Annotated in this window: 28 protein-coding genes; 13 read left to right on the forward strand and 15 right to left on the reverse strand. The window is 68.0% G+C overall.

Annotated features, from left to right (window positions below; all coding sequences use genetic code 11):
* Positions 1-7: 7 nt before the first annotated feature.
* The 4 genes from manA to CQY20_RS10620 all read right to left on the reverse strand — a co-directional run bounded on the left by manA (position 8) and on the right by CQY20_RS10620 (position 4,221).
* Positions 8-1,234 carry a mannose-6-phosphate isomerase, class I gene (gene manA, locus CQY20_RS10605; protein WP_097940041.1) on the reverse strand — a complete coding sequence of 409 codons (1,227 nt, stop codon included), beginning with the start codon at positions 1,232-1,234 and terminating at the stop codon, positions 8-10.
* Between the two features lie 4 nt (positions 1,235-1,238).
* Complete coding sequence (locus CQY20_RS10610; RefSeq protein ID WP_097940042.1) at positions 1,239-2,318, reverse strand: TobH protein; 1,080 nt, start codon at positions 2,316-2,318, stop codon at positions 1,239-1,241.
* A complete protein-coding gene (locus tag CQY20_RS10615) occupies positions 2,315-3,703 on the reverse strand; it encodes a phosphomannomutase/phosphoglucomutase (protein ID WP_097940043.1) in 1,389 nt (462 codons plus the stop codon). Before CQY20_RS10615 ends, CQY20_RS10610 begins: the two co-directional genes overlap by 4 nt.
* A gap of 104 nt (positions 3,704-3,807) precedes the next feature.
* Positions 3,808-4,221 carry a DUF3499 domain-containing protein gene (locus CQY20_RS10620; protein ID WP_097940104.1) on the reverse strand — a complete coding sequence of 138 codons (414 nt, stop codon included), beginning with the start codon at positions 4,219-4,221 and terminating at the stop codon, positions 3,808-3,810.
* Positions 4,222-4,377: 156 nt separating this feature from the next.
* Here CQY20_RS10620 and CQY20_RS10625 point away from each other — a divergent pair, with 156 nt between their 5' ends.
* Positions 4,378-4,800 (forward strand): metallopeptidase family protein, encoded by a 423-nt coding sequence (locus CQY20_RS10625; RefSeq protein ID WP_097940105.1) that lies wholly within the window; start codon positions 4,378-4,380, stop codon positions 4,798-4,800.
* Positions 4,801-4,808: 8 nt separating this feature from the next.
* On the opposite strand, the gene CQY20_RS35145 is transcribed toward CQY20_RS10625, so the two are convergent.
* A complete protein-coding gene (locus CQY20_RS35145) occupies positions 4,809-5,072 on the reverse strand; it encodes a WhiB family transcriptional regulator (protein WP_174814743.1) in 264 nt (87 codons plus the stop codon).
* 456 nt (positions 5,073-5,528) lie between these two features.
* On the opposite strand from CQY20_RS35145, the gene cofD reads away from it, so the two are divergent.
* Genes cofD through CQY20_RS10645 form a run of 3 tightly spaced genes read left to right on the forward strand, consistent with a single transcriptional unit; the run spans position 5,529 to position 8,388 of the window.
* Positions 5,529-6,515, forward strand: a complete 987-nt coding sequence (gene cofD / locus CQY20_RS10635) for a 2-phospho-L-lactate transferase (protein ID WP_097940044.1) — start codon at positions 5,529-5,531, stop codon at positions 6,513-6,515.
* The gene (locus tag CQY20_RS10640; protein WP_097940045.1) at positions 6,512-7,852 is read left to right on the forward strand and encodes a coenzyme F420-0:L-glutamate ligase; all 1,341 of its coding nucleotides are present in this window, start codon (positions 6,512-6,514) and stop codon (positions 7,850-7,852) included. The genes cofD and CQY20_RS10640 overlap by 4 nt, the downstream gene beginning before the upstream one ends.
* The gene (locus tag CQY20_RS10645; RefSeq protein WP_097940046.1) at positions 7,849-8,388 is read left to right on the forward strand and encodes an NUDIX hydrolase; all 540 of its coding nucleotides are present in this window, start codon (positions 7,849-7,851) and stop codon (positions 8,386-8,388) included. The genes CQY20_RS10640 and CQY20_RS10645 overlap by 4 nt, the downstream gene beginning before the upstream one ends.
* A gap of 98 nt (positions 8,389-8,486) precedes the next feature.
* Here the strand turns inward: CQY20_RS10645 and manB are convergent, their stop codons facing one another.
* From manB to rfbD, 3 genes are read right to left on the reverse strand one after another with little or no spacing between them, the layout of a single operon-like run.
* Positions 8,487-9,563 carry a mannose-1-phosphate guanylyltransferase ManB gene (gene manB / locus CQY20_RS10650; RefSeq protein WP_174814744.1) on the reverse strand — a complete coding sequence of 359 codons (1,077 nt, stop codon included), beginning with the start codon at positions 9,561-9,563 and terminating at the stop codon, positions 8,487-8,489.
* Between the two features lie 13 nt (positions 9,564-9,576).
* Positions 9,577-10,464 (reverse strand): glycosyltransferase family 2 protein, encoded by an 888-nt coding sequence (locus CQY20_RS10655; protein ID WP_097940047.1) that lies wholly within the window; start codon positions 10,462-10,464, stop codon positions 9,577-9,579.
* Positions 10,465-10,489: 25 nt separating this feature from the next.
* Complete coding sequence (gene rfbD, locus CQY20_RS10660) at positions 10,490-11,362, reverse strand: dTDP-4-dehydrorhamnose reductase (RefSeq protein WP_097940048.1); 873 nt, start codon at positions 11,360-11,362, stop codon at positions 10,490-10,492.
* Between the two features lie 67 nt (positions 11,363-11,429).
* Here rfbD and CQY20_RS10665 point away from each other — a divergent pair, with 67 nt between their 5' ends.
* Positions 11,430-12,902 carry an LCP family protein gene (locus tag CQY20_RS10665; protein WP_097940049.1) on the forward strand — a complete coding sequence of 491 codons (1,473 nt, stop codon included), beginning with the start codon at positions 11,430-11,432 and terminating at the stop codon, positions 12,900-12,902.
* Between the two features lie 12 nt (positions 12,903-12,914).
* Entirely contained in the window at positions 12,915-13,622 is a 708-nt protein-coding gene (locus CQY20_RS10670) for a TIGR03089 family protein (protein ID WP_097940050.1), read from the forward strand.
* A gap of 18 nt (positions 13,623-13,640) precedes the next feature.
* Here the strand turns inward: CQY20_RS10670 and CQY20_RS10675 are convergent, their stop codons facing one another.
* Genes CQY20_RS10675 through CQY20_RS10685 form a run of 3 tightly spaced genes read right to left on the reverse strand, consistent with a single transcriptional unit; the run spans position 13,641 to position 16,535 of the window.
* Positions 13,641-14,801, reverse strand: a complete 1,161-nt coding sequence (locus CQY20_RS10675; protein ID WP_097940051.1) for an acyl-CoA dehydrogenase — start codon at positions 14,799-14,801, stop codon at positions 13,641-13,643.
* Between the two features lie 13 nt (positions 14,802-14,814).
* Entirely contained in the window at positions 14,815-15,363 is a 549-nt protein-coding gene (gene purE, locus CQY20_RS10680; protein ID WP_174814674.1) for a 5-(carboxyamino)imidazole ribonucleotide mutase, read from the reverse strand.
* Complete coding sequence (locus CQY20_RS10685) at positions 15,348-16,535, reverse strand: 5-(carboxyamino)imidazole ribonucleotide synthase (RefSeq protein ID WP_097940053.1); 1,188 nt, start codon at positions 16,533-16,535, stop codon at positions 15,348-15,350. Before CQY20_RS10685 ends, purE begins: the two co-directional genes overlap by 16 nt.
* Before the next feature lie 73 nt (positions 16,536-16,608).
* Between CQY20_RS10685 and CQY20_RS10690 the strand changes: the two genes are divergently transcribed.
* Positions 16,609-17,283 (forward strand): GtrA family protein, encoded by a 675-nt coding sequence (locus tag CQY20_RS10690; RefSeq protein ID WP_097940054.1) that lies wholly within the window; start codon positions 16,609-16,611, stop codon positions 17,281-17,283.
* Here the strand turns inward: CQY20_RS10690 and CQY20_RS10695 are convergent.
* Positions 17,220-17,753 carry a PH domain-containing protein gene (locus CQY20_RS10695; protein ID WP_097940055.1) on the reverse strand — a complete coding sequence of 178 codons (534 nt, stop codon included), beginning with the start codon at positions 17,751-17,753 and terminating at the stop codon, positions 17,220-17,222. The two genes, CQY20_RS10690 and CQY20_RS10695, sit on opposite strands and share 64 nt — an antisense overlap.
* Before the next feature lie 11 nt (positions 17,754-17,764).
* Positions 17,765-18,508: a biotin--[acetyl-CoA-carboxylase] ligase gene (locus tag CQY20_RS10700; protein WP_234816188.1), complete on the reverse strand. Its 744-nt coding sequence runs from the start codon at positions 18,506-18,508 to the stop codon at positions 17,765-17,767.
* Between the two features lie 33 nt (positions 18,509-18,541).
* On the opposite strand from CQY20_RS10700, the gene CQY20_RS10705 reads away from it, so the two are divergent.
* The 6 genes from CQY20_RS10705 (at position 18,542) to CQY20_RS10730 (ending at position 24,508) form a co-directional block, all read left to right on the forward strand.
* Positions 18,542-20,179, forward strand: a complete 1,638-nt coding sequence (locus tag CQY20_RS10705; RefSeq protein WP_097940056.1) for an acyl-CoA carboxylase subunit beta — start codon at positions 18,542-18,544, stop codon at positions 20,177-20,179.
* A gap of 21 nt (positions 20,180-20,200) precedes the next feature.
* Entirely contained in the window at positions 20,201-20,488 is a 288-nt protein-coding gene (locus CQY20_RS10710; RefSeq protein WP_097940057.1) for an acyl-CoA carboxylase epsilon subunit, read from the forward strand.
* A 17-nt stretch (positions 20,489-20,505) separates the two neighbouring features.
* Positions 20,506-21,144 carry a Maf family protein gene (locus CQY20_RS10715; RefSeq protein ID WP_097940058.1) on the forward strand — a complete coding sequence of 213 codons (639 nt, stop codon included), beginning with the start codon at positions 20,506-20,508 and terminating at the stop codon, positions 21,142-21,144.
* Positions 21,145-21,154: 10 nt separating this feature from the next.
* Positions 21,155-22,051, forward strand: coding sequence for a sulfurtransferase (locus CQY20_RS10720; RefSeq protein ID WP_097940059.1), 897 nt, complete (start codon positions 21,155-21,157; stop codon positions 22,049-22,051).
* A complete protein-coding gene (locus CQY20_RS10725) occupies positions 22,048-22,461 on the forward strand; it encodes a SufE family protein (RefSeq protein ID WP_097940060.1) in 414 nt (137 codons plus the stop codon). The genes CQY20_RS10720 and CQY20_RS10725 overlap by 4 nt, the downstream gene beginning before the upstream one ends.
* Before the next feature lie 256 nt (positions 22,462-22,717).
* Positions 22,718-24,508, forward strand: coding sequence for an acetyl-CoA carboxylase biotin carboxylase subunit (locus tag CQY20_RS10730; protein WP_097940061.1), 1,791 nt, complete (start codon positions 22,718-22,720; stop codon positions 24,506-24,508).
* A gap of 17 nt (positions 24,509-24,525) precedes the next feature.
* Here CQY20_RS10730 and CQY20_RS10735 read toward each other — a convergent pair whose 3' ends face one another.
* Complete coding sequence (locus tag CQY20_RS10735; protein ID WP_097940062.1) at positions 24,526-25,221, reverse strand: SDR family oxidoreductase; 696 nt, start codon at positions 25,219-25,221, stop codon at positions 24,526-24,528.
* 48 nt (positions 25,222-25,269) lie between these two features.
* Positions 25,270-26,004: a hypothetical protein gene (locus tag CQY20_RS10740; protein ID WP_097940063.1), complete on the reverse strand. Its 735-nt coding sequence runs from the start codon at positions 26,002-26,004 to the stop codon at positions 25,270-25,272.
* Positions 26,005-26,266: the final 262 nt, after the last annotated feature.

Genomic DNA, 26,266 nt, shown 5'->3' on the forward strand with positions numbered 1-26,266 from the left:
GTCCCCCTTACACGCCGACAGTCGCGCGAAACAGTTTCGTCGGTTGCTCGGCGACGAGCCGAATCGGCCCGTCGTCGGCGGCCACCCATGCGGCCATACCCCGATTCAGGGTTACCGCACCGGATTTCGCATGCACCACCGCCGAGCCCTCGGTGCACAGCAGGATCTGCGGGCCATCGTGCCGCGACGGCGCGTCCACCTCATGGCCAAGCCGGTCGCCGTCGAGACTGAGCACCGACGCGGTGAACTCCGGGGCCGCCGTCTCGTAGACCGTTTCCATGCCGTCGTTGGTGGTCTGTGGGCGCAGATCCGTCTCGCTGGCCGGGGTGAAGTCGAGCACCCGCAACAACTCAGGCACGTCGACGTGCTTGGGGGTGAGGCCGCCGCGCAACACGTTGTCGGAGTTGGCCATCACCTCGATTCCCACCCCGTGCAGATACGTGTGTAGGTTGCCCGCGGGCAGATAGATGCCTTCGCCCGGTCGCAGCGTCAGCCGGTTCAGCAGGAGCGAGGCGAGCACACCGGCGTCGCCGGGATACCGCTCCCCCAGCTCGAGGACCGTCTTGGCTTCCGCGGCGAATACCTTTGCACCGGAACGGATGTATTCGATCGCGGCGTCGATCACTGCGGGCACCAACACGTCGAGATCCGGCTGCGGTGCGGTGATCCATGTGGTGAACAGTGCCCGCAGCCCGTCCGCGTCGGGCTGGCCGCTGAGCAGCCCCACGTACGGTTCGAGCTCGGAGACGCCCAATGCGCGCATCAACTCCACCGACTTCATCGCGGGCCGGAACCCGGCGAGCGCCTCGAATTGATGCAGCGCTACCAGCAGTTCGGGTTTGTGGCTGCGGTCGCGATAGTTGCGGATCGGCGACGACACCGGAATCCCGAGGCGATCCTCCCGCGCGAAGCCCTCGGCGGCCTGCTCGGCCGACGGGTGGGCCTGCAACGACAGCGGTTCGTCGGCGGCGAGCACCTTCATCAAGAACGGCAGCGTGTCTCCGAAGCGGCCGCGCACCGCGGCGCCCAGCTGGCCCTCGGGATCCTCGCGCACGGTGTCCAGCAGCGACTGCTCGCCGCCGTCGGTCTCCAGCCATGCGGGATCACCGGGATGCGCCCCGAACCACAGTTCAGCTTCGGGATGCGCTGTGGGACTTGGCCTTCCAGTGAATTCGGCAATTGCTGTCCGCGAACCCCACGCATAGGTCCGCAATGCACCTCGTAACAGGTTCACTCGCTTAACCTCGAACCAGTCGCATATAAGTGGCCGCCATCTCCAATCTGACAGCCAACATCGCCAGTTGCTGTTCGGGGCGACCCGATTGCACCGGCGTGTCGGAAACGTCGGGTACGTCCTCAGCGCCGACGATGTCGACGCCGTCAAACCCAGCCACCCGCGCCGCCACCACCGCACGCTCGTCGGCAAGAGTCAGCACGAACGTGCGGACCCGCTCGGGCAGCGGACCGTCGATCTCCTCGTCGTGAAACAGCGCGGCCTCGCGGTCGGCGTCCGAAAGCCCGCCAAGGCCCGTGTGCAGCGCGGCGACGGCGTCGGCCAGGCAGACCGTGGCGACCGCCTGGTGCGCGATGCGCAGCATGATCGCGCCCCCGTGGCGGGCCAACGCAAGCGTCGCCGCGTTGTCACCGGCCATCACGACGGTGCGGCCAGACATCCTGTCGGCCAACGTTTTCGCCGGATTGGTGAACAGTTCGCGTGCCGCGCTGTTGCGGAGCGCCTCCTGGTCGAGTTCGTCGGCCAGCGTGGCAAGGTCCAGCCGCACGCCGGGATCGATGACCTGCAGCACCGCAAGACCGGCGGCCAGGTAGCGGGCCAACCCGAAGTCGTCGAGCACCGGCACCCGCGGTTCGAGCACGGCGGCACGGCCCGCGGTGGCGTCGCGCAACGGCCCTTCGAACGGCGCCACCAGCACCACGCGGGCACCTCGCCGCACGGCGGTCGCGGCGGCGCCGACGAGCGCCGGGTCGCCGGGATCGTCGCCGGCGATGATGACGACGTCGAGTGCGCCGATCCACGGTGGCGCCTGCGGCACCACGACGATGGGGGCGCCGGTCGAATAGCCCAGTGCGGCAGCCAGAGTCGATCCTGCCGTCTCGGCGTTGCCGCGGCCCGCCACCCAGACGACGGTGCGCGGCGGCTGGTCGTCGGCGATCGATTCCAACGCGCCCTCGTCGACAGCAGAAGCGATCGCGCGCACCTGCGCCCCGGCCATGGAGGCCGCCCGCAGCAGGCCTCCGCGGTCGGCGGCGAGCAGGTTTTCGGCGTCGTCGAAGTCGATTGTCGCGTGTAGTGCGCTCATGTGGAGATCTCGGTGTGGGAGGCGATTTCGGCGGCCACCTGTTCTACGACCTGGTCGACTTCGCCGGTCGTGCGCGCCTCGACGTTCAGTCGCAGCAGCGGCTCGGTGTTGGATGTGCGCAGGTTGAACCAGGCGCCTTCACCGAGGTCGACTGTAACCCCGTCGAGGTGGTCGATGGACCGGATGCGGTCGCCGAACGACTTGAGGACCGCGTCGACACACGTCTGCGCGTCGACGACGGTGAAGTTGATTTCGCCGGACGACTCGTAGCGTTGATAGTCGGCCATCAGATCCGACAGCGGGCGATGCTGCTCGCCAAGTGCGGCAAGGACATGCAGCGCGGCCAGCATGCCGGAGTCGGCGCCCCAGAAGTCGCGGAAGTAATAGTGCGCGGAATGCTCGCCACCGAAGATCGCGCCGGTCTCGGCCATCAGCCCCTTGATGTAGGAATGCCCGACCCGGGAACGCACGGGCGTGCCGCCCCGCTCCACGACCAACTCGGGCACCGCTCGAGAGGTGATCAGGTTGTGGATCACCGTTGCGCCGATCTCCCTGTTCAACTCGCGCGCGGCGACCAGGGCGGTCACCGCGGACGGCGATACCGGATGCCCGGATTCGTCGACGACGAAACACCGATCGGCGTCGCCGTCGAAGGCCAGGCCGATGTCCGCGCCGGTGGCCAGCACGTACTCCTGCAGGTCGACGAGATTCTTCGGATCAAGCGGGTTGGCTTCGTGGTTGGGGAAGGTGCCGTCGAGTTCGAAGTACAACGGCAGCACCGTCAGCGAGGGGATCGGCCCCAGCGTGGCCGGTGTGGTGTGCCCGGCCATCCCGTTGCCCGCGTCGACCGCCACCTTCAGTGGACGCATGTCCTTCAGATCCACCAGCGAGCGCAGGAATTCGCCGTAGTCGGCCAGCACGTCGCGGTCGACGATCGTGCCGACCGGGCCGTCGTGTCCCGGGACGCCGGCGATCACGTCGTCGCTGATGATCGACAACCCGGTGTCCTTGCCGACGGGCTTGGCGCCGGCGCGGCACAGCTTGATGCCGTTGTAGGCGGCCGGGTTGTGGCTGGCGGTGAACATCGCGCCCGGGCAGTCCATCAGGCCGGACGCGAAGTAGAGCTGATCGGTCGAGGCGAGCCCGACGCGCACCACGTCGAGGCCCTGCGCCACCACGCCCTCGGCGAACGCGGCCGCCAGGCCAGGCGAGCTGGCACGCATGTCGTATCCGATCACCACTTGCTCGGCGCGCTCGCCGCGCATCAGGCGCGCGAATGCCGCTCCGACGTCGGCGACGAATCCCTCATCGAGCTCGTCGCCGACCAGGCCACGCACGTCATACGCCTTGATGACGCGGTGCACTGCCGCGGCGGACCGGGACATGGCTTTCTCAGGTCTCCTTGCAAATCCTCGCAACCGGGACTGTTGGCGCCAGCCTATCCGTCGCCGCGAGGACTACGGGGGCTACTGCGGTGTACTCGCGCGGTCTAATCGGAGGGGTCGGGCAGCACCCGCAGGTGACCCCGCCTGCGCCCGCCCGCCTCGGGTCGCGGAGCGGGCGGCGCCATCAGCGCCCCGCCGTGGGCGCCGGTGACGGGATCGGTGAAACCGGCAACGACGCCGCCTGCAGGTGCCTCACGGCCCTCACGCACAGCCTCGGCCAAGGCGATCAGATCGTCCTCGTCCGGGTGGGTGGGCAGCGGCCCGGCATGGCGGACCAACTCCCAGCCGCGGGGGGCGGTGATGCGGCCGGCGTGGCTGACGCAGAGATCCCAGGAATGGGGCTCCGAGACCGTGGCCAGCGGCCCGACCACCGCCGTGGAGTCGGAGTAGACGAACGTCAGCGTCGCGACCGCATAGTGAGGGCACCCGGGCCGGCAGCAGCGACGGGGAACATTCACGACCCAGAATCTATCGCGCGACAAACCCACTGCGGCGTCGGACACGCAGCGCTCGGCGGGCCGACTTCCAACCGTTACAGTTCGGCCACTTTCGTTAGCAGTAGAGTTCAGCCTGTGGCCGAGCGGACTCTCCGGCGATCACGCCGCGGCCGCGAAGTGCGCGGCCCGTTGCTTCCGCCCACCGTCCCGGGGTGGCGCAGCCGAGCCGAACGGTTCGACATGGCGGTGCTGGAAGCCTACGAGCCGATCGAGCGGCAGTGGCAGGACCGGCTCTCGGGGTTGGACGTCGCGGTCGACGAGATCCCGCGGATGTCACCGAAGGATCCCGACAGCGTGCAGTGGCCGCCTGAGGTGGTGGCCGACGGCGCCATCGCATTGGCCCGGCTGATCCCTGCCGGCGTGGATGTGCGAGGTAACTCCACTCGCGCGCGAATTGTGTTGTTCCGCAAGCCGATCGAGCGTCGAGCCAAAGACGCCGCCGAGCTTTCGGAACTGTTGCATGAGATTCTGGTGGCCCAGGTGGCCACGTATTTGGGCGTCGAACCGTCCGTCATCGACCCTTCGATCGACGACGACTGAGCGCGGGATCAGATGATTCCGCGCTTGAGGCGGCGACGCTCGCGCTCGGAGAGCCCGCCCCAGATGCCGAACCGCTCGTCGTGAGCCAGCGCGTACTCCAGGCATGCGTCACGGACCTCGCAACCCATGCAGATGCGCTTCGCCTCGCGAGTGGAGCCGCCCTTCTCGGGGAAGAACGCTTCGGGATCGGTCTGCGCGCACAATGCGCGCTCCTGCCATTGATCATCAGAAGTTGCCGGCTCAATCTCCGTTGCCGGAGAAATTGCATCCAACTCTGGGCGATCCGGCACCAAACTCAATTGCGGCCGTGCTTTCGACCCTTCTGGCGCCGGTCCGGTATTGGTGCGCGAAACATTGCCGACCGAGCCGATAACTCGATAGTCGAATCGCGCCTGGCGATCGAAATCGACCTGCTCAAAAGACATTTTCCGCCTCCTCACCTGGTTCCGCTGATCCGCTATGGAAGCCCCACCGTCGCTATGTGCGGCCATTCATAATTCGAACAAGTGATCGAATCTCGGTCTGCGACACCGGAACCGGCCGGCCAACCGAAAATGACACTGATGTGATTACACACGTGTTAGCTGCCGGGGTCAAGCGCTAGAACAGGATTTCATACCACTTCGTTATCTCATTTCGGCGCGTCGCTGCTCCGGCGTGTCTGTCACAAACCGGTTCCGTCCGGCTGCCGAGACCTCTTCGTGACGAAGGGCCTAGTCTCGGTCGGTGTGAAAGTCACCGTCCTGGTCGGTGGAGTCGGCGGCGCCCGATTCCTCCTAGGAGTGCAGCACCTGCTCGGCCTTGGCCAGTTCGCCCGCGAGCCAGCACAAGATCATTCGCTGACCGCCGTCGTCAACGTTGGCGACGACGCGTGGATGTTCGGCGTGCGCATCTGTCCGGACCTCGACACGTGCATGTACACCTTAGGCGGTGGCATCGATCCCGAGCGCGGGTGGGGCCATCGCAACGAAACCTGGCACGCCAAGGAGGAACTCGCCGCTTACGGCGTGCAACCGGACTGGTTCGGATTGGGCGACCGCGACCTCGCCACACATCTGGTGCGCAGCCAGATGCTGCGGGCAGGCTATCCGCTGTCGGAGGTCACCGAGGCGTTGTGCAAGCGGTGGTCGCCCGGCGCGCGGCTACTGCCCGCCAGCGATGACCGCAGCGAAACCCACGTCGTCATCACCGATCCCGAGACCGGCGACCGCCGCGCGATTCACTTCCAGGAGTGGTGGGTGCGCTATCGCGCACAAGTGCCGACGCACAGCTTCGCGTTCGTGGGGGCGGACAAGGCCACCTCGGGGCCCGGCGTCACCGACGCGATCGCCGACGCCGATGTGGTGTTGATCGCACCGAGCAACCCGGTCGTCAGCATCGGCGCGATCCTGGCCGTGCCGGGCATCCGCGGCGCGTTGCGGTCCACGCAGGCGCCGGTGATCGGCTACTCCCCCATCGTGTTCGGAAAACCGTTGCGCGGCATGGCCGACGACTGCCTGAAGGTGATCGGGGTGGCCAGCACGTCCGAAGCCGTCGGCGGGTACTACGGGCCGCGCTCTGGGGTCGGCATACTCGACGGCTGGCTCGTCCACGAGGGCGATGACGCGTCGATCGAGGGCATCGACGTGCGGGCGGTGCCGCTGCTGATGACCGATCCCGCCGCGACGGCCGAGATGGTGCGCGCCGGGCTGGAGATGGCGGGGCTGGGGCCATGACCGAGGACGGGTCGGGAGCCGCGGTCGAACTGCTGCCGGTCACCGGATTGCCGGAGTTCCGGCCTGGCGACGACCTCGCCGCAGCACTGGCGGCCGCGGCGCCGTGGCTGCGTGACGGCGATGTCGTCGTCGTGACCAGCAAGGTGGTGTCCAAGTGTGAGGGCCGCATCGTGCCTGCACCGCCGGATCCGGAGGAGCGAGATGCGCTGCGGCGCAAGCTGATCTCCGAAGAGGCCGTGCGTGTGCTCGCCCGCAAGGGCCGCACCTTGATCACCGAGAACAATCTGGGCATCGTGCAGGCCGCTGCGGGCGTGGACGGCTCCAACGTCGGCGCCGACGAGATCGCGCTGCTGCCGGTTGATCCCGACGCCAGCGCAGCCGCCCTGCGGGCAGCGCTGCGGGAGCGGTTGGGCGTGACCGTCGGCGTCGTCATCACCGACACCATGGGCCGCGCGTGGCGCAGTGGGCAGACCGACGCCGCGATCGGCGCGGCGGGCGTGCAGGTGCTGCACGGATACGCGGGTGCGCGCGACGTGCACGGCAACGAGCTGGTCGTCACGGAGGTGGCGGTCGCCGACGAGATCGCCGCGGCCGCGGATCTGGTGAAGGGCAAGCTGACCGGGATACCGGTCGCGGTGGTGCGCGGTCTGACGCTGGCCGACGACGGATCGACCGCGCGGTCGCTGCTGCGGCCGGGCGAAGAGGACCTGTTCTGGTTGGGCACCGAAGAGGCGCTGGCGCTGGGCCGCACGCAGGCGCAGCTGTTGCGCCGGTCGGTTCGCAAGTTCAGCGCAGAGCCGGTCGCCGAGGAGATCATCGAAGCCGCGGTCGCCGAGGCGTTGACCGCGCCCGCCCCGCACCACACCAAGCCGGTGCGGTTCGTCTGGATGACCGACGGCGAGGCCAGGGTGGGGCTGCTGGACCGGATGAAGGACAAGTGGCGCGCCGACCTGGCGGGCGACGGCAAATCCGCCGAGGCGATCGAGCGCCGCGTCGCCCGCGGCCAGATCCTCTACGACGCGCCCGAGTTGATCATCCCGTTCCTGGTGCCCGACGGCGCGCACAGCTACCCGGATGCGGCCCGCACGGCCGCCGAACGCACCATGTTCACGGTGGCGGTGGGCGCGGCCGTGCAGGCGCTGCTGGTCGCGCTGGCCGTGCGCGGTGTCGGCAGCTGCTGGATCGGGTCGACGATCTTCGCCGCCGATCTGGTGCGCTCCGAACTGTCGCTTGGGGCCGATTGGGAGCCGTTGGGCGCCATCGCGATCGGCTATCCCGCCGAACCATCGGGTCCGCGCGACCCTGCGCCCATCGACGGGCTGCTGGTGCGCAAGTGAGCCTGCACGCTTCGGCGGTCGAGGCGCTGACCGAATGGGCGCCGCCCGACCCGGCGCAGGACACGCTGCGGCATGCGGTGCTGTCGTTTGTGCTGGCGCGGCCGGACGCCTGCAGCAGGCAGTGCGCGCCGGGCCACGTGACGGCCTCGACGCTGGTGTTGGACTACACGGGAACGCATGCGCTGCTGACGTTGCATCCGCGGATCGGTCGCTGGCTGCAGCTCGGCGGGCACTGCGAGGAGGCCGACAGCGACATCGTCGCGGCCGCGATGCGCGAGGCTTCCGAGGAGTCGGGCATCGAAGGGTTGACGGTGGTGCCGCGGATCGCGGCGCTGCATGTGCATCCGGTGGTCTGCTCGCTGGGCGTGCCGACCCGCCATCTCGATCTGCAGTTCATCGCCCACTCGCCCGCAGATGCCGAAATCGTCTGCAGCGACGAGTCTTTGGATCTTCGGTGGTGGCCGTTGGACGCGCTGCCCGATGAGACCGATTACGGGCTGGCGCAACTGGCCGCAGCGGCCCGTCGCCAACGCTGAACACTCAGGCTGCGCGCTCAACTAGGTACAGTTCCAGCGCCAAATTCTGTACAAGGATGAGCGCTCGCGGTACGGGGGCCTTGAAAGGGCCCTACACGTCAGACGTCGGTGGAGTAGCGGATGCCGCCGTCGGGGATGGACACCCCGGGCCACACCCGCGCACCGCGCAACAACTCGCAGCGCGCGCCGATGTCGGCGCCGTCGCCGATCACCCCGTCGCGGATCAACGCACGCGGCCCGATGCGGGCGCCGAACCCGATGATGGACCGCTCGATCACCGAACCGGCCTCCACCCGCACGCCGTCGAAGATCACCGCACCGTCCAGCCGTGTGCCGGGACCGATTTCGGCGCCCCTGCCGACGACGGTGCCGCCGATCAACAGCGCGCCGGGCGCCACGGCCGCCCCGTCGTGCACCAGCGACTCCCCGCGATGGCCGTGCAGCGCGGGCGACGGCGCGATGCCGCGCACCAGATCGGCTGACCCGCGCACGAAGTCCTCCGGGGTGCCCATGTCGCGCCAGTAGGTGGCGTCCACATAGCCGCAGACCTTGTGCCCGTCGGCGAGCAGTTGCGGGAACACCTCGCGCTCCACCGACAGCGCCCGGCCCTTCGGCAGCCGCTCGATGATCTCGCGCTTGAACACGTAGCAGCCGGCGTTGATCTGATCGGTCGGCGGATCCTCGGTCTTCTCCAGGAAGGCCGTCACCACGCCGTCGGCGTCGGTGGGCACGCAGCCGAACGCGCGCGGATCGCCCACCCGCACCAGGTGCAGCGTCACGTCCGCGTCGCGCTCGTAGTGGCTGGCCAACAGCGCGTTCAAGTCGCAGCCCGACAGCACGTCGCCGTTGAACACCATCGCGGTGTCGTATAGCAGCTTGGAGGCGATGTTGGCGATGCCGCCGCCGGTGCCCAGCGGCTCCTCCTCGACGACGTACTCGATCTGCAGCCCCAGCTTCGAGCCGTCGCCGAACTCGGCCTCGAAGACGTTTGCCTTGTAAGAGGTGCCGAGCACCACATGCTCGATACCGGCGGCGGCGATGCGCGACAGCAGGTGGGTCAGAAACGGCAGCCCGGCCGTCGGCAGCATCGGCTTCGGCGCCGCCAGTGTCAGGGGCCGTAGCCGGGTCCCCTGCCCGCCGACCAGGACGACGGCATCCACGCGCGCAGGGTCCACGGAGTCCGTCACGTTAGCTCCCCCCTCTGCCCTTGCGCCGACTTCTTCTCACTGCCAGGCGCGACCGCACCTTTAGTGCGCCTTTCATCGTCCACCGAAGCGGCGCCTGCCATCGCTTATTGTGCCGATCGGCCAAGAAAGTGTAGGTGCTGGTGTGATGGGCGGCCAAGTTGCGGGCGGGGTCGCGACCTGTCGAATGGCCCTTCATGTGCAAAACCTCGGCCGACGGAACGTATACGTTCTGCCAGCCGGCCTTGCCGAACCGATCCCCCAGGTCGACGTCTTCCATATACATGAAGTACCGCTCGTCGAAACCGCCCACCGCGTCGAACGCCGCGCCTCGCAGCAACAGACAGGACCCCGAGAGCCACCCGACTGGGCGTTCGCTGGGTTCGAGCCGGTCCTGGCGGTAGGCCGCGGTCCAGGGGTTGGACCGCCACACGGGGCCCACCACCGCGTGCATGCCGCCGCGGATCAGGCTCGGCAGATGCCGCGCCGACGGGTACACCGATCCGTCGGCTTCGCGGATCAAGGGGCCGAACGACGCTCCCCTCGGCCAGCGGCCCGCCGCGTCGAGCAATGCGTCAATGCTTCCGGGACCCCATTGCACGTCGGGGTTCGCGACGATGAACAGGTCGGGCGTCAGATCGCCGGCCTCCTTGCGCAATTCGGCCACCGCCCGGTTGACCGCGGTGCCGTAGCCGAGGTTGCCGCCGGTGCGCAGCAGCCGCGCATTGGGGAAGCGCTCCAGCGCCTCCTCCACGCTGCCGTCGGTCGACCCGTTGTCGGCCATGATCACCGTCACGGGTCGCTCGGTGGAAAGCGACAGCGTCGACAAGAACCGCCCCAGATGAGGCCCGGGTGAGTACGTCACCGTCACTACGAACAGTTCGTCACTCACGGCGTAGAGGGTAGCGGGCCGTTAATTACTTGTTGCCTTCGCCAGTCGCGTTGGCCAACGCCTCGGTCAGCGCGTCACGCCACGGCCGCGGCGGCGTCAGACCCGCGGCGGTCAAATCGCGGGTCGACAGCGCCGAGTACGGCGGGCGCGCCGCCGGCCGCGGCATGTCCTCGGTGGCCACCGGCTGCACCCGCTGCGGGTCGGCGCCGACGCCCTCGAACACCGCCCGCGCCTGCTCGAACCGGCTCGCCGCGCCTTCGTTGGCGACGTGCAACAGCGGCGGTGCCGCGGGCCGGTCGGCGATCTGCAGCAGAGCCGCCACCAGATCCCCGACGTAGGTCGGTGAGCCGACCTGGTCGACGACCACCTTGACCGGTCCCTCCCCCGCGGCCAGCCGCCGCATCACAGCGACGAAGTCCGACCCGACGCCGGTGTACACCCACGACGTGCGCACCACGTGGGCCTCGGGCAGTGCCGCGTGCACGGCCTGCTCACCGGCCAGCTTGGTCTTCCCGTAGACCGACAGCGGCCCTGTCGGATCGTCGATGTCATAGGGCCGCGGCGCGCCGTCGAACTGCCCGCTGAACACGTAGTCGGTCGAGATGTGGATCAGCCGGGCGCCGGCCTTCGCGCAGACCCGCGCGATGTGTCCGGGCCCGGCCGCGTTGACCGCATGCGCCCGCTCAGGCTCGGTTTCGGCGCCGTCGACGGCGGTGTAGGCAGCGCAGTTGACCACCACGTCGCCGGGCGCCACGAACCGGCCCGCCGCATCGGCGTCGGTGATGTCCCACTTCGAGCTGGTCAGGGCCAGCACGTCGAGGCCTCTGCTACCGGCCTGTGCGGCCAGAAACCGCCCGACCTGGCCGCCCGCTCCCGTGATCACGATCCGATAAGACACCGGCAAAGTCTGGCACGCCGGGCTGCGGCTACCGGGTCCGCACCCCGCTCGCAAGTAGCCTGGGCTAATGCCCACCCGTCTCTATCGGATCGTCGCTGTCGTGCTCGCCGCGGCGATTGTCACGGGAACCGGCGTGGCCTGGAGCAAGATCCGGTCGTTCGAGTCCGGCATCAACCACATCTCCCCGGCCGCGCTGGGCGGCGGCGGCGAAGACGGCGCCATCGACGTCCTCCTGGTTGGCATGGACAGCCGCACCGACGCGCACGGAAATCCGCTTTCGCCCGAGGAGCTGGCCACGCTGCGGGCCGGTGACGACGAGGCCACCAACACCGACACGATCATCCTGGTGCGGATCCCCAACAACGGTAAGTCGGCCACCGCCATCTCCATCCCCCGCGACTCCTACGTCGACGCGCCCGGCATCGGCAGGATGAAGATCAACGGCGTCTACGGTTCGGTGCATCTGGAGAAGCTCAAGAAGCTCGTCGAGGAGCAGGGCGTCGATCCCGCGGTGGCCGAGCCCGAAGCAACCGAAGCCGGCCGCGAGGCGCTCATCAAGACGGTCGCCAACCTGACCGGTGTCACCGTCGACCACTACGCCGAAATCGGCTTGCTGGGCTTCGCGTTGATCACAGACGCGCTCGGCGGCGTCGATGTCTGCCTGAAAAACCCAGTCTACGAACCCCTTTCGGGCGCCGATTTTCCCGCCGGCTGGCAGAAGCTGGACGGCCCGCAGGCGCTCAGCTTCGTGCGGCAACGCCACGACCTGCCCCGCGGTGACCTCGACCGCGTGGTGCGCCAGCAGGTGGTGATGGCTTCCCTTGCTCATCAAGTGATTTCGGGTAACACATTGTCGAGCCCCGCGACCCTGAACCGGCTCGAGGAGGCCGTGCAACGCTCGGTCGTGTTGTCCGACGGCTGGGACGTCATGCAGTTCGCCGAGCAGTTGCAGAAGCTGGCGGCGGGCAATGTCGCATTCGCCACCATCCCGGTTCTCGACGAGAGCGGCTGGAGCGACGACGGCATGCAGAGCGTGGTGCGGGTCGACCCCAACGAGGTGCACGAGTGGGTGAAGAGCCTGCTGCAGGAGCAGGACGCGGGCAAGACCGAGGAGTTGGCGTTCTCGCCGAGCAAGACGGCGGTGGAGGTGGTCAATGCCACCGACATCAACGGTCTGGCTGCTTCGGTGTCGGCGGTGCTGACCCAGAAGGGCTTCGCCGAGGGCCCGATCGGCAACCACGAAGCCGGCATTCTCGATACCAGCGCGGTGCTGGCCCCATCCGCGGATGATGTTGGCGCACAAGAGGTCTCGAAAGACCTGGGTGGGCTGCCGATCAACGCCGACCCCAATGTCCCACCGGGAACGGTCCGTGTCGTGCTCGGCAACGACTACACCGGACCCGGCGGCGGCCTTGACGGCATCGACCCGACCGTGCAGACGGCCGACCCCGCCGCAACCGAGTCCACCGGCGACGACGCACCGCCGCCGCCGTCGCCGATCATCACGGCCGGTTCGGACAGCCCGGAGTGCGTCAACTAACCTCAGGGACACGTGACCACCATCAGCGCCGCCCTGCTGGATCCGTTGCTCGAACGCGATCCGATGGGCCCCCGCATCACCTATTACGACGACGCCACCGGCGAGCGTATCGAGTTGTCCACGGCCACCCTGGCCAACTGGGCGGCCAAGACGGCCAACCTTCTTCGTGACGAACTCGGCGCAGGACCGGGCAGCCGGGTCGCCGTGCTGCTGCCCGCGCACTGGCAGACCGCGGCGGTGTTGTTCGGGATCTGGTACATCGGCGCGCAGGCCGTGCTCGGCCCCGGCGAGGCCGATGTCGCGCTGTGCACCGCCGACCGGTTGGCCGACGCGGATGCCGCCGTCGGCGTCGGTGAGATCGCCGTGCTGTCACTGGATCCCTTCGGCAAGCCCGTGCCGGACCTGCCGGTCGGTGTCACCGACTACGCGACGGCCGTGCGGGTGCACGGAGACCAGATCATCCCCGAACGCCACCCCGGGCCGGCGCTCAATGGCAGGCCGGTCGACGAAGTGCTGCGCGCAGCAACGGATTCGGCGGCAGTGCAGGGCCTCACCGCCCAGGATCGCGTGCTGTCGACGGCGCGCTGGGACACCGCCGACGAGCTGACCGACAACATGCTGGCGGTGCTGGCCGCGGGGGCGTCACTGGTTTACGTGGCCAACCCGGAAGAGGGTGCGCAACAGCGGCGTCGGCAGACCGAGAAGATCACCCGCGGCTAGCGCCGGTCGCCGTCGGTTCTACTTGAGCAGCGCGCGCGACATCACCAGGCGCTGAATCTGATTGGTGCCCTCGTAGATCTGGGTGATCTTGGCGTCGCGCATCATCCGCTCCACCGGGAAGTCCTGCGTGTAGCCGGCCCCGCCGAACAACTGCACCGCGTCGGTGGTGACCTCCATGGCCACATCGGAGGCAAAGCACTTCGACGCCGACGAGATGAATCCCAGTGCGGGCTCGCCGCGTTCGGCGCGCGCCGCCGCGGTGTAAACCATCAGCCGCGCCGCCTCGATCTTCATCGCCATGTCGGCGAGCATGAACTGCACACCCTGAAAGTCGCTGATCGGCTTGCCGAACTGCTTGCGCTCCTTGGTGTAGGCGATCGCGGCGTCGAGCGCACCCTGGGCGATGCCGACTGCCTGGGCGCCGATCGTCGGGCGGGTGTGGTCGAGCGTGCGCAACGCGGTCTTGAAGCCGGTGCCCGGTTCGCCGATGATCCGATCGCCGGGGATCCGGCAGTTCTCGAAATACAACTCGGTGGTCGGCGAACCCTTGATGCCGAGCTTGCGCTCCTTCGGCCCCACCGTGAAGCCTTCGTCGTCCTTGTGCACCATGAAGGCCGAAATGCCGTTGGCGCCCTTGTCGGGATCGGTCGACGCCATCACGGTGTACCAGGTCGACTTGCCGCCGTTGGTGATCCACGCTTTGGTGCCGTTGAGGATCCACGAGTCGCCGTCCTGACGGGCGCGGGTACGCATCGCGGCGGCGTCGCTGCCGGACTCGCGCTCGGACAGCGCATAGGACGCCATCGCCTCACCGGATGCGATCGACGGCAGCACCTGCTTCTTCAGATCGTCGGAGCCGGCCAGGATCAACCCCATCGTGCCGAGCTTGTTCACCGCGGGGATCAGCGACGCCGACGCGTCGACGCGCGCGACCTCTTCGATGACGATGCACGTCGCGATGGAGTCGGCACCCTGCCCGCCGTACTCCTCGGGGATGTGCACCGCCGAGAAGCCGGACTCGTTCAGCGCTTTGAGCGCCTCCTCCGGGAAGCGCGATTTCTCGTCGACGTCGGCGGCGTGCGGGGCGATCTCCTTCTCGCACAGATCGCGCAGCACCGCGCGCAATTCGTTGTGTTCGTCGGGCAGCTTGAACACATCGAAATCAGGGTTACCAGCCATTGCGAACTCCTTGCTACTCGCCAGTAACTTTACCCTCGGGGCCGAGCAGCCGGTCCTGCAGGGCGGCGTCCTTCTCCAGCACCGATGCCGCAAGCCGCTCCGCGAACGCCTCCAGCCGTTTGCGCAGCTCGGCGTCGGATGCACCCAGTATCCGCGCCGCCAGCAGGCCCGCATTGCGGGCGCCGCCGATGGACACCGTCGCCACCGGAACTCCTGCGGGCATCTGCACGATCGACAGCAGGGAATCGAGGCCGTCGAGTTTGGCCAGCGGCACCGGCACACCGATCACCGGCAGCGGCGTCGCCGACGCCACCATGCCCGGCAGGTGGGCCGCACCGCCGGCGCCGGCGATGATCACCTCGATGCCGCGGGCGGCGGCCGTGCGGGCGTAGGAGAGCATGCGCTCGGGGGTGCGGTGCGCCGACACCACGCCGACCTCGAACGGAATGTCGAACTCGGCGAGCGCATGCGCGGCGGCCTCCATCACCGGCCAGTCGCTGTCGCTGCCCATGATCAGCCCGACGCGCGGGTTCGGCCGCGGGTTACTCAATGTCCGTCCCATCCATCCGTCCACTCGGCATGCGACAACCAGTGTGCCGCCCTGCCCGCCCGTTCACGCAGAGTCGCCACATCATCGCCGACGATGTTGATGTGGCCGATCTTGCGGCCGGGCCGTTGCTCTTTGCCGTACAAGTGCACTTTCGCGTCGGGGATGCGGCCGAAGAGATGATGCAGCCGCTCGTCCATCTCCATGGCCGGTTTGTCCGGCCCGCCAATGACATTGGCCATCACCGTGACCGGCGCGATGGGGCTGGTGTCGCCGAGCGGATAGTCCAGAACCGCGCGCAGGTGTTGTTCAAACTGGCTGGTGCGCGCGCCGTCCATCGTCCAGTGCCCCGAATTGTGCGGCCGCATCGCCAGCTCGTTGACCACCAGCGCGCCGTCGGCGGTTTCGAACAACTCGACGGCAAGCACCCCGACCACACCGAGTTCAGCGGCCAGGCGGAGCGCCAATTGCTCTGCGGCGCTTGCTATTTCATCGTCCAGACCGGGCGCCGGGGCGACCACCTCGACGCAAATGCCGTCGCGTTGCACGGTCTCCACCACCGGCCACGCCGCGCCCTGACCGAACGGCGAGCGCGCCACCAGCGCGGCCAACTCTCGTCGCATCGCGACCTGTTCCTCGACCAGAACGGGGATTCCCGCAGCGAGGTTTCGGGACGCGAAATCGCGTGCCTCACCCAGGTCGTTCGCGATCAGCACGCCGCGGCCGTCGTAGCCGCCGCGCGCGGTCTTGACCACCACGGGCCTGCCGCCTGCGAACGCGTCGATCTCGGCGGCGGCGGACACCTCGGCGTAGCGCGGGATCGGCGCCCCGATGTCGGCCAGCTTTCGGCGCATCACCAGCTTGTCCTGGGCGTGGACCAGCGCCTGCGGCGGCGGCGCGACGTTGACGCCCTCGGCGATCAGCTTTTCCAGCAGGTCGGTGGGCACGTGCTCGTGGTCGAAGGTGAACGCGTCGGCGCCTTCGGCGGCGCGGCGCAGCGCGTCAAGGTCGGTGTGCGAGCCGATCACCACGTCGGGTGTGACCTGAGCCGCCGGATCGTCGGGTGTGACGGCCAGCACGCGCAGCGTCTGGCCCAGCGCGATCGCGGCCTGATGGGTCATCCTGGCCAGTTGGCCGCCGCCGATCATCGTCACCAGCGGGGTCTTAGGGGTGGGCACAGCGTTCATCGTGTCATGGCTGTAGGCGCCCTGACCTGCTCGGGTACACGTCGCCTAACGAATTTCCGTAGACTTCAGTGTCGTGTCCTTCACCGACGCCACGATCGCGCGGCTGCCAAGCCCGATCCGGCCGTACTTCGAACGGCACCATGAGCTCATCAAGTTCGCCATTGTCGGCGCGACGACGTTCGTCATCGACTCGGCGGTCTTCTACACGCTGAAGCTGACGGTGCTGGAGCCCAAGCCTGTCACCGCCAAGATCATCGCCGGCATCGTCGCGGTAATCGCGTCCTACATCCTCAACCGGGAATGGAGCTTCCGCGACCGCGGTGGCCGTGAACGCCACCACGAGGCGCTGCTGTTCTTCGCGTTCAGTGGCGTCGGGGTGCTGCTGTCGATGGCTCCGCTGTGGTTCTCCAGCTACGTGCTGCACCTGCGGGTGCCCGAGGTGTCGCTGACGACGGAGAACATCGCCGACTTCGTCTCCGCCTACATCCTTGGCAACCTGTTGCAGATGGCGTTCCGGTTCTGGGCGTTCCGCCGCTGGGTCTTCCCCGACGAGTTCGGCCGCAACCCGGACAAGGCGTTCGAGTCCACGTTCACCGCCGGCGGTCTGGCCGAGGCGATGGAGGAAGTACACGAACACCCCCATCACGTCTCCAACGTGACCCCGCTGCAGCGGGCCAGGCGCCGTCAACGCCTGCCGGAGGACCGGCTGTCGGACTCCTCGCCGCCGAGCGTGTCGAAGACTTCGTGATACAGCAGCGAGTGGACGCGCTCCACTCGCGGAATGTCGTTGAATTCCAATGGGTCCTGTGACGCCGACTCGATGATCAGCGTGCCCGTGCGCAGCATGCGGTCGACCAGGCCGTGCCGGAACTCCACGCTGTTGATCCGGGCCAGCGGAATGTCGATGCCAGCACGGGTGATCAGGCCGTGGCGGAACATCACCCGCCGGTCGGTGATGACGAAGTGCGTCGTCAGCCAGTTCAAGAACGGCCACAGCGTCAGCCAGCCGACGATGATCAGCCAGACAGCCAGGATCACCAGCTGCACGACCATCTTGGCGGTGCCCCAGTCCTGCTGGTCGACGACCGCGGCGGCGAACGCCGCGACGGCCGTGCTGAGGATCAGCACCAGCGCGGGCCCGATCAGCCGCTTCCAGTGCGGGTGACGGTGCAACACCACCTGTTCGTCGGCGGCCAGCACGTTATCCGGGTAACCCACGCTTTCGAACTTTATGGGTTAGCTGCCCGCAGATGCGTGATATCGCCCGCTGAGACGGTTTCGGTCCCGTCGCCGGTGTCGATCAGTAACCGGCCCGCGTCGTCGATGTCGGAGGCGACGCCGGACACCGTGCGATCGCCTGGCAGCGTGGCGCGCACCTGACTGCCGATCGTGACGCTGCGCGCCCGGTAGTCGGCGGCCAGCGTGGCGTCCGCGCCGTCGGCCGCCCGCCAGGCGTCCACCCGGGCGGCCAGATGGCGCAACACGGCCTCGGCCAGCTCGGTCCGGTCGACCGTCGCACCGAGCAGCGACAGCGACGTGGCGGCCGGGTCGGGCGCTTCGGTGACGTTGACCCCGAGGCCGACCACCACAACCGGGGCGGGCGCGGCCACTTCGGCGAGAATGCCCGCCAGCTTGCCCTTGTCTGCGACCACGACGTCGTTGGGCCACTTCAGCCCCGCTGTCACGCCAGCCACCTCGGCGACCGCGTCGACCACCGCGACGCCGGTCAGCAGCGGCAGCCAGCCCCACGCCTCGCTGGGTACGGTGCCGACGCCGACGCCCGCCGACAGCGCCACCTGCGACCTCGGTGGGGTCGACCAGCTCCTGCCGTGCCTGCCGCGGCCCGCGGTCTGCGAGTCGGCGGTCAGCACGACGCCGTCGATGTCCTCACCTGCGGCGGCCCGCGCCAGCAGGTCGGCGTTGGTGGATCCGGTCTCCTCGACGTGTTCGATGCGCCACGGTCCGCTTTTCACACTGATGACCCTATGTCGATAGCATCGACGACCATGACGACGACCGACCACAAGGCCGAGCCATCCGCCGAGCACACGATCGACATTCACACCACGGCGGGCAAGCTGGCCGATCTGCGCAGGCGGACCGAGGAAGCCCTGCACCCGGTCGGCGAGGCCGCGGTCGAGAAGGTGCACGCCAAGGGCAAGCTGACGGCCCGCGAGCGCATCCTGGCGCTGCTCGATGAGGATTCCTTCGTCGAACTCGACGCGCTGGCCCGGCACCGCAGCACGAACTTCGGCATGCAGGAGAACCGGCCGCTCGGCGACGGCGTGGTCACCGGCTACGGCACCATCGACGGCCGCGACGTCTGCATCTTCAGCCAGGACGCCACGGTGTTCGGCGGCAGCCTCGGCGAGGTCTACGGCGAGAAGATCGTCAAGGTGCAGGAGCTGGCCATCAAGACCGGCCGCCCGCTCATCGGCATCAACGACGGCGCCGGCGCCCGCATCCAGGAGGGGGTCGTCTCACTCGGCCTGTACAGCAACATCTTTCACAACAACATCAAGGCCTCCGGCGTCATCCCGCAGATCTCGCTGATCATGGGCGCGGCCGCGGGCGGCCACGTGTACTCCCCCGCGCTGACCGACTTCGTGATCATGGTCGACCAGACCAGCCAGATGTTCATCACCGGGCCGGACGTCATCAAGACCGTCACCGGCGAAGAGGTGACGATGGAGGAGCTCGGCGGCGCGCACACCCACATGGCCAAGTCCGGCCTGGCGCATTACGTCGCCTCCGGCGAGCAGGACGCGTTCGACTTCGTCCGCGATCTGCTGTCCTACCTGCCGAGCAACAACTACTCCGAGCCGCCGCGCTACCCGGCCGAGATCCCTGAGGGCGCGATCGAAGAGAACCTCACCGAGGAGGACCTCGAGCTCGACACGCTGATTCCCGACTCGCCGAATCAGCCGTACGACATGCACGAGGTCATCACGCGCATCCTCGATGACGACGAGTTCCTGGAGATCCAGCAGGGCTATGCGACGAACATCATCGTCGGCTTCGGCCGCGTCGACGGCCGCCCGGTCGGCATCGTCGCCAACCAGCCCACTCAGTTCGCCGGCTGCCTGGACATCAACGCCTCGGAGAAGGCCGCCCGCTTCGTGCGGACCTGCGACTGCTTCAACATCCCGATCGTGATGCTGGTCGACGTCCCCGGCTTCCTGCCGGGCACCGACCAGGAGTACAACGGCATCATCCGGCGCGGCGCGAAGCTGCTGTACGCCTACGGCGAGGCGACCGTCGCCAAGATCACCGTGATCACCCGCAAGGCCTACGGCGGCGCGTACTGCGTCATGGGCTCCAAGGAGATGGGCGCCGACGTGAACGTGGCCTGGCCGACGGCGCAGATCGCGGTCATGGGCGCATCGGGCGCGGTCGGCTTCGTGTACCGCCAGCAGCTCAAGGAGGCCGCCAAGGAGGGCAAGGACGTCGACGCCCTGCGGCTGGAGCTGCAGCAGGACTACGAGGACACCCTCGTCAATCCCTACATCGCCGCCGAGCGCGGCTACGTCGACGCGGTCATCCCGCCCTCGCACACCCGCGGCTATGTGGCCACCGCCCTGCGGCTGCTGGAACGCAAGATCGCCCAGATGCCGCCGAAGAAGCACGGCAACATCCCGCTGTAAGCGGCTGAGGAGCGGATTATCATGAGCCACAACGAAACTCACATCACCGAGGTCAGCGACCCGCGGCAGATGACTATCGACCAGCCGGCCAGCCAGGCCGTCGACGAGATCAACGTCCTCAAGGGCGAACCGACCCCCGACGAGCTCGCGGCGCTGGTCGCGGTGCTCAGCGCCGCGACCGGGGGCGTCGTCGAGCCCGGCCCGCAGGAGATCAACCGGTGGGGCCATCCGGTCGACAAGCTTCGCTACGAGCCGTTCAGCTGGCAGCTGGTCACGCTGCGGGAGCGCACGCACATGCGGCGTAGCTGAGCCGCGAACACTCGCCGATGTCGCGCTTGGTGCTGGCCTCCGCCTCGCCGGGACGGCGAACCGTGCTGCGCCAGGCCGGAATTGACCCTGTCGTCAAGGTTTCGGGCGTCGACGAGGACGCCGTCATCGCCTCGCAGGGACCTACCGCCACACCCGCCGACGTGACGAATGCGCTCGCCGCCGCCAAGGCCGACGACGTCGCCGGCCGCCTCGACGCCGCCCTGCGGTCGAATTGCGTTGTGGTGGGCTGTGATTCAATGCTTTTCGTCGACGGCGTGCTCCAGGGTAAGCCCCCGTCGGTGGAAGACGCCCGTGAGCAATGGCTTGCGATGGGCGGCCGGTCCGGCGTGCTGTACACCGGGCACTGCGTCATCCGATTGAATGACGGCGCCGGCGCGCACCGCCAGACCCAATCGAGAGCCACCACAGTTCATTTCGCCAAGCCGACGGGGACCGACCTGACGGCGTACCTGGCCAGCGGAGAGTCGCTGCACGTGGCGGGCGGCTTCACCATCGACGGGCTGGGCGGCTGGTTCGTCGACGGTATCGACGGCGACCCGTCGAATGTGGTGGGCCTGTCGCTGCCAACGCTGCGCGACTTGTTGGCCCGCGCAGGGGTGTCGATCGCCGAACTGTGGGCTGACAACCCGCTGTAGGCTCGGTGTTGTGCCACTTCCTCCTGATCCCGATCCCAGCCTGGCCCGCTACGCCCACCCCGAGCGGTTGGTGACCCCCGATTGGCTTTCGGGCAACCTCGGCAGGCCCGGCCTGGCTGTCGTCGAATCCGACGAAGATGTGCTGCTCTACGACACCGGCCACATTCCCGGCGCGGTGAAGATCGACTGGCATACGGACCTCAACGATCCGCACGTGCGCGACTACATCAACGGTGAGCAGTTCGCCGACCTGATGAACCGCAAGGGCATCGCCCGCGACGACACCGTGGTCATCTACGGCGACAAGAGCAACTGGTGGGCGGCCTACGCGCTGTGGGTGTTCACCCTGTTCGGCCACCCCGACGTCCGGCTGCTCGACGGCGGGCGCGATCTGTGGATCTCCGACGGCCGCGAAACCACGCTGGAGGTCCCGAACAAGCAGACCACGGGATATCCGGTGGTCGAGCGCAACGACGCGCTGATCCGCGCGTTCAAGGAAGACGTCCTCGCCAGCCTCGGGAAGGCGCCGCTGATCGACGTGCGTTCCCCGCAGGAGTACACCGGCGAACGCACGCACATGCCGGACTACCCCGAGGAAGGCGCGCTGCGCGGCGGCCACATCCCCACCGCCGTGTCGATTCCGTGGGCCAAGGCCGCGCAGGACAACGGCCGGTTCCGCAGCCGCGAGGAACTCGAGGAGCTCTACGGCTTCATCAAGCCCGAGGACAACACCATCGTCTACTGCCGCATCGGTGAACGGTCCAGCCACACCTGGTTCGTGTTGACCCATCTGCTGGGGCTGCCGAACGTGCGCAACTACGACGGCTCCTGGACCGAGTGGGGCAACACGGTGCGGGTGCCCGTGGTGGCAGGGCCCGAACCTGGCGAGGCACCGGGGTCGTCATGACCGGCATGCCACCCGCGCTGGCCGAGGTGGTCTCCGACTTCAAAGAGGTGCAAGGCCAGGACAAGCTCCAGCTGCTACTGGAATTCGCAGGCGAGCTTCCGCCGCTGCCCGCCGAATTGGAAGAGGCGGCGATGGAGCCGGTGCCGGAATGCCAGTCGCCGCTGTTTCTGCACGTCGACGCCGAAGACCGCGAGCATGTGCGGCTGTATTTCAGCGCGCCGCCCGAGGCGCCGACGACCCGCGGCTTCGCGTCGATCCTGGCGGCGGGCCTCGACAACCAGCCGGCCGACGACATCTTGGCCGTGCCCGACGACTTCTACACCGAGCTGGGGCTGGCGGCGCTGATCAGCCCGCTGCGGCTGCGCGGCATGTCGGCGATGCTGGCCAGGATCAAGAAGCGCTTGCGGTAAGGGGCCCTGGTTAGCGCCGACGCATACTTCAGCGCGAGATCCCTGAGGGCGGCCGGTCCATCCACGCTCAGGTTGCCCGCCGCGCCGGTGACGATCGCCACCTGATCTTGAGAAAGTGCTGCGGCAGCGCAGCTAGCCGGACGGCTATCCAGGGTCAATTGCCCTAGGCACGGCGTGGGCGCATAAACTGCGCGGGTTACATTCTTAAAGACGTTTCTTAGACAACGCGAAGACGGAAAGTCGATCAGGAGGCGCAGTGCCCAGTCACGCCAGCTCACGCATCCAGAAAGTGCTGGTAGCCAATCGCGGTGAGATCGCCGTCCGGGTGATCCGCGCCGCCAAGGACGCCGGCATCCCGAGCGTGGCCGTGTACGCCGAACCCGACGCCGACGCGCCTCACGTTCGGCTCGCCGACGAAGCGTTCGCCCTCGGCGGTCAGACGTCGGCGGAGTCATACCTCGACTTCGGCAAGATTCTCGACGCCGCCGCGAAGTCCGGTGCGAACGCCATCCACCCGGGTTACGGATTTCTTTCGGAGAACGCCGATTTCGCGCAGGCGGTCATCGACGCCGAGCTGATCTGGATCGGGCCGAGCCCACAGTCCATCCGCGATCTCGGCGACAAGGTCACCGCACGCCACATCGCCGCGCGCGCCCAGGCACCGCTGGTTCCGGGCACGGCCGACCCCGTCAAGGACGCCGACGAGGTCGTCGCGTTCGCCAAGGAGTACGGCGTGCCGGTCGCGATCAAGGCGGCGTTCGGCGGCGGCGGCCGCGGCATGAAGGTGGCCCGCAGCATCGAGGAGATCCCCGAACTGTACGAGTCGGCGGTGCGCGAGGCCGTAGCCGCGTTCGGCCGCGGCGAATGCTTCGTCGAGCGCTACCTCGACAAGCCGCGCCACGTCGAGGCGCAGGTGATCGCCGACCAGCACGGCAACGTGGTCGTGGCGGGCACCCGCGACTGCTCGTTGCAGCGACGCTTCCAGAAGCTGGTCGAGGAGGCGCCCGCGCCGTTCCTGACCGACGCGCAGCGCAAGGAGATCCACGAGTCCGCCAAGCGCATCTGCAAAGAGGCCGGCTACTACGGCGCGGGCACCGTCGAGTACCTGGTCGGCCAGGACGGGCTGATCTCGTTCCTCGAGGTCAACACCCGCCTTCAGGTGGAGCACCCGGTGACCGAGGAGACCTCGGGCATCGACCTGGTCCGCCAGCAGTTCCGCATCGCCAACGGCGAGCGCCTCGACATCACCGAGGATCCCGAACCCCGCGGCCACTCCATCGAGTTCCGCATCAACGGCGAGGACGCCGGCCGTGGCTTCCTGCCCGCCCCCGGCCCGGTCACCAAGTTCGCCCCACCGTCGGGCCCTGGCGTGCGGCTGGATTCCGGCGTGGAGACCGGCTCGGTGATCGGCGGGCAGTTCGACTCGATGCTGGCCAAATTGATCGTCACCGGCGCCAACCGGCAGGAGGCGCTGGAGCGGGCGCGCCGGGCCCTTGAGGAGTTCACCGTCGAGGGCCTGGCCACCGTCATCCCGTTCCACCGCGCGGTCGTGTCCGACCCCGCGTTCGTCGGCGACGAGAACGGCTTCGCGGTGCACACCCGCTGGATCGAGACCGAATTCGACAACAAGATCGAGCCGTTCACCGGCGGCGATCCGGTCGAGGAGGTCGACACGATCCCGCGGCAGACCGTCGTTGTGGAGGTCGGCGGCCGCAGGCTCGAGGTCTCGTTGCCGGGCAACCTGGCGCTCGGCAACGGTGCGGCCGCACCCGGTGTCGTCCGCAAGAAGCCCAAGCCCCGCAAGCGCGGTTCGCACACGGGCGCCGCGGCCTCCGGTGACGCGGTCACCGCGCCGATGCAGGGCACCGTGGTGAAGGTCGCCGTCGAGGAGGGCCAGCAGGTCAGTGCGGGCGATCTCGTGGTGGTGCTGGAGGCGATGAAGATGGAGAACCCCGTCACCGCCCACAAGGACGGCACCATCACCGGACTGGCGGTGGAGGCAGGCGCCGCCATCACGCAGGGCACGGTGCTCGCCGAGATCAAGTAGCCGCGACGCCTCCGGGCTCAGTCGGGGGTGACCAGGCTGCGCTGCTCCAACGGCGTCCCGAAGTACTTTGCGTTCTGGTCGACGACGACCGATTTGTCATCGCCGCGCCGGGCCAGCGATTCGCGGGCCATCTGCTCGAACGAAATCTTCTCCGGCCCACCGATATTCACGTAGTCGTTGAGCGGATCGGCAAGCGCGGCGCGGGCGACCTCTTCGGCCACCCGGTCGGCCGCGATCGGCTGGATCAGCGCGTCGGGAACACGCACTTCGTCTCCGACGGTCAGCGAGTCGGTGATCTGGTCGGTGAATTCGGAGAACTGCGTGGCGCGCACGATCGTGCACGGCAGGCCTGACTCGGTGATGATCTTCTCCTGCGCGAACTTGGCCCGCATGTAGCCACTTTCCGGAAGGCCGTCCACCCCGACGATCGACAGCGCGACGTAGTGGCCGACGCCGGCTTTCTTCGCCTCCTCCACCAGGTGGCTCGCCGCCGTGGTGAAGAAGTCCATCACCGGATCGTCTTCGAACGACGGTGAGTTCAGCACGTCGATCAGGACATCGGCCCCGGCGAGCGCGTCGGCCAGTCCCTGACCGGTCAACACGTCGACGCCGGTGTTGCGGGACGCGGCGACGACCTCGTGGCCGTCCGCCTTCAGCAGTTCAACAAGCTTGGATCCGATCAGGCCGCTGGCCCCAATCACTGCGATTTTCATGACTACCATTAGCCCTCTCGGCACCCGCCGAAAGCAATGGGCGCGCGCTCACACCTGGTCGACGATGACGCTGGCCAACCGAATCTCGGCGTTGTCTCCGCGGATGCCCACACCGCCGTCACCGTGCAGCGCGGGACAGCCGACACCGCTGTCGATGGCCTCGACCGGTATCCCGTCGCGCACGGCGGCGATATGCACCGTCCCGTCCGGCAGGTCAGCCACGGTCACTGTGACGTGCTGCCACTGCCCCTGCGGGATCGGCGCATCCGGTCTCGACGGGCTGAGGTCGTAATAGGTGCCGCCGTTCGAGTCGCCGCCGGGGCACTTCTTTTTGATGATCATCGTGGCGTCGCGCCGGTCGACGCTGATCGCGTAGAGCTCGCGATCCGACCGGTACCGCACCCACAGATGGGCGCCGTCGTAGTCCTGGGCCGGCGTGCGCGGGGATTCCACTAGCGCATCGACACGCAGCGTGACCGACATTTCCAGATCGTCGAAACCACGGTTGCGCGAGACCATGCGGAAGACCGCCGAGCCGGTCGCTCCTGGGAAGTCGCCGGCGTCGGGATGACCCGTCCACCCGGTGCCCGCGGTCCGAAACAGCGATCCGCTGGTGACTTCCCAATTGGTGTCGTCTTCGGCGGGCTTGCCCTCCGCGGCGATCAGCCCGTCGGGTCCGATGAACGTCTCTGCGATGCGCGCGGGAGCCGCTGTCGCGGTCGTGCACCCTGACGCTGCCAGGCACGCGACCGCAACCGAGGCCGCGACTCTACATAGAGCCATTCGCGCCTCCCACCTGTGGTATCGCCATCTTGTGATGGCAGAAATGAGTTAACTATAGCGGCCAGGCGGCGTATCGGGCCAACGAAGGCATCATCGCACGTCACACCAGCGTTTCCGACATCATTCTGCAGATTTGGCAAATTTACTGTGAAAAGGTTAGCTTGGCGAAAAGTCAGCGTCTACATCGCTATATCTCTGCCGTTGCGACATATACGACATGTTTCGGCGAAATCTATTCGAACTAGTGAGGTACGTCACAAAG

Source organism: Mycolicibacterium agri, assembly GCF_002553505.1.
GTDB classification, from domain to species: Bacteria; Actinomycetota; Actinomycetes; order Mycobacteriales; family Mycobacteriaceae; genus Mycobacterium; species Mycobacterium agri.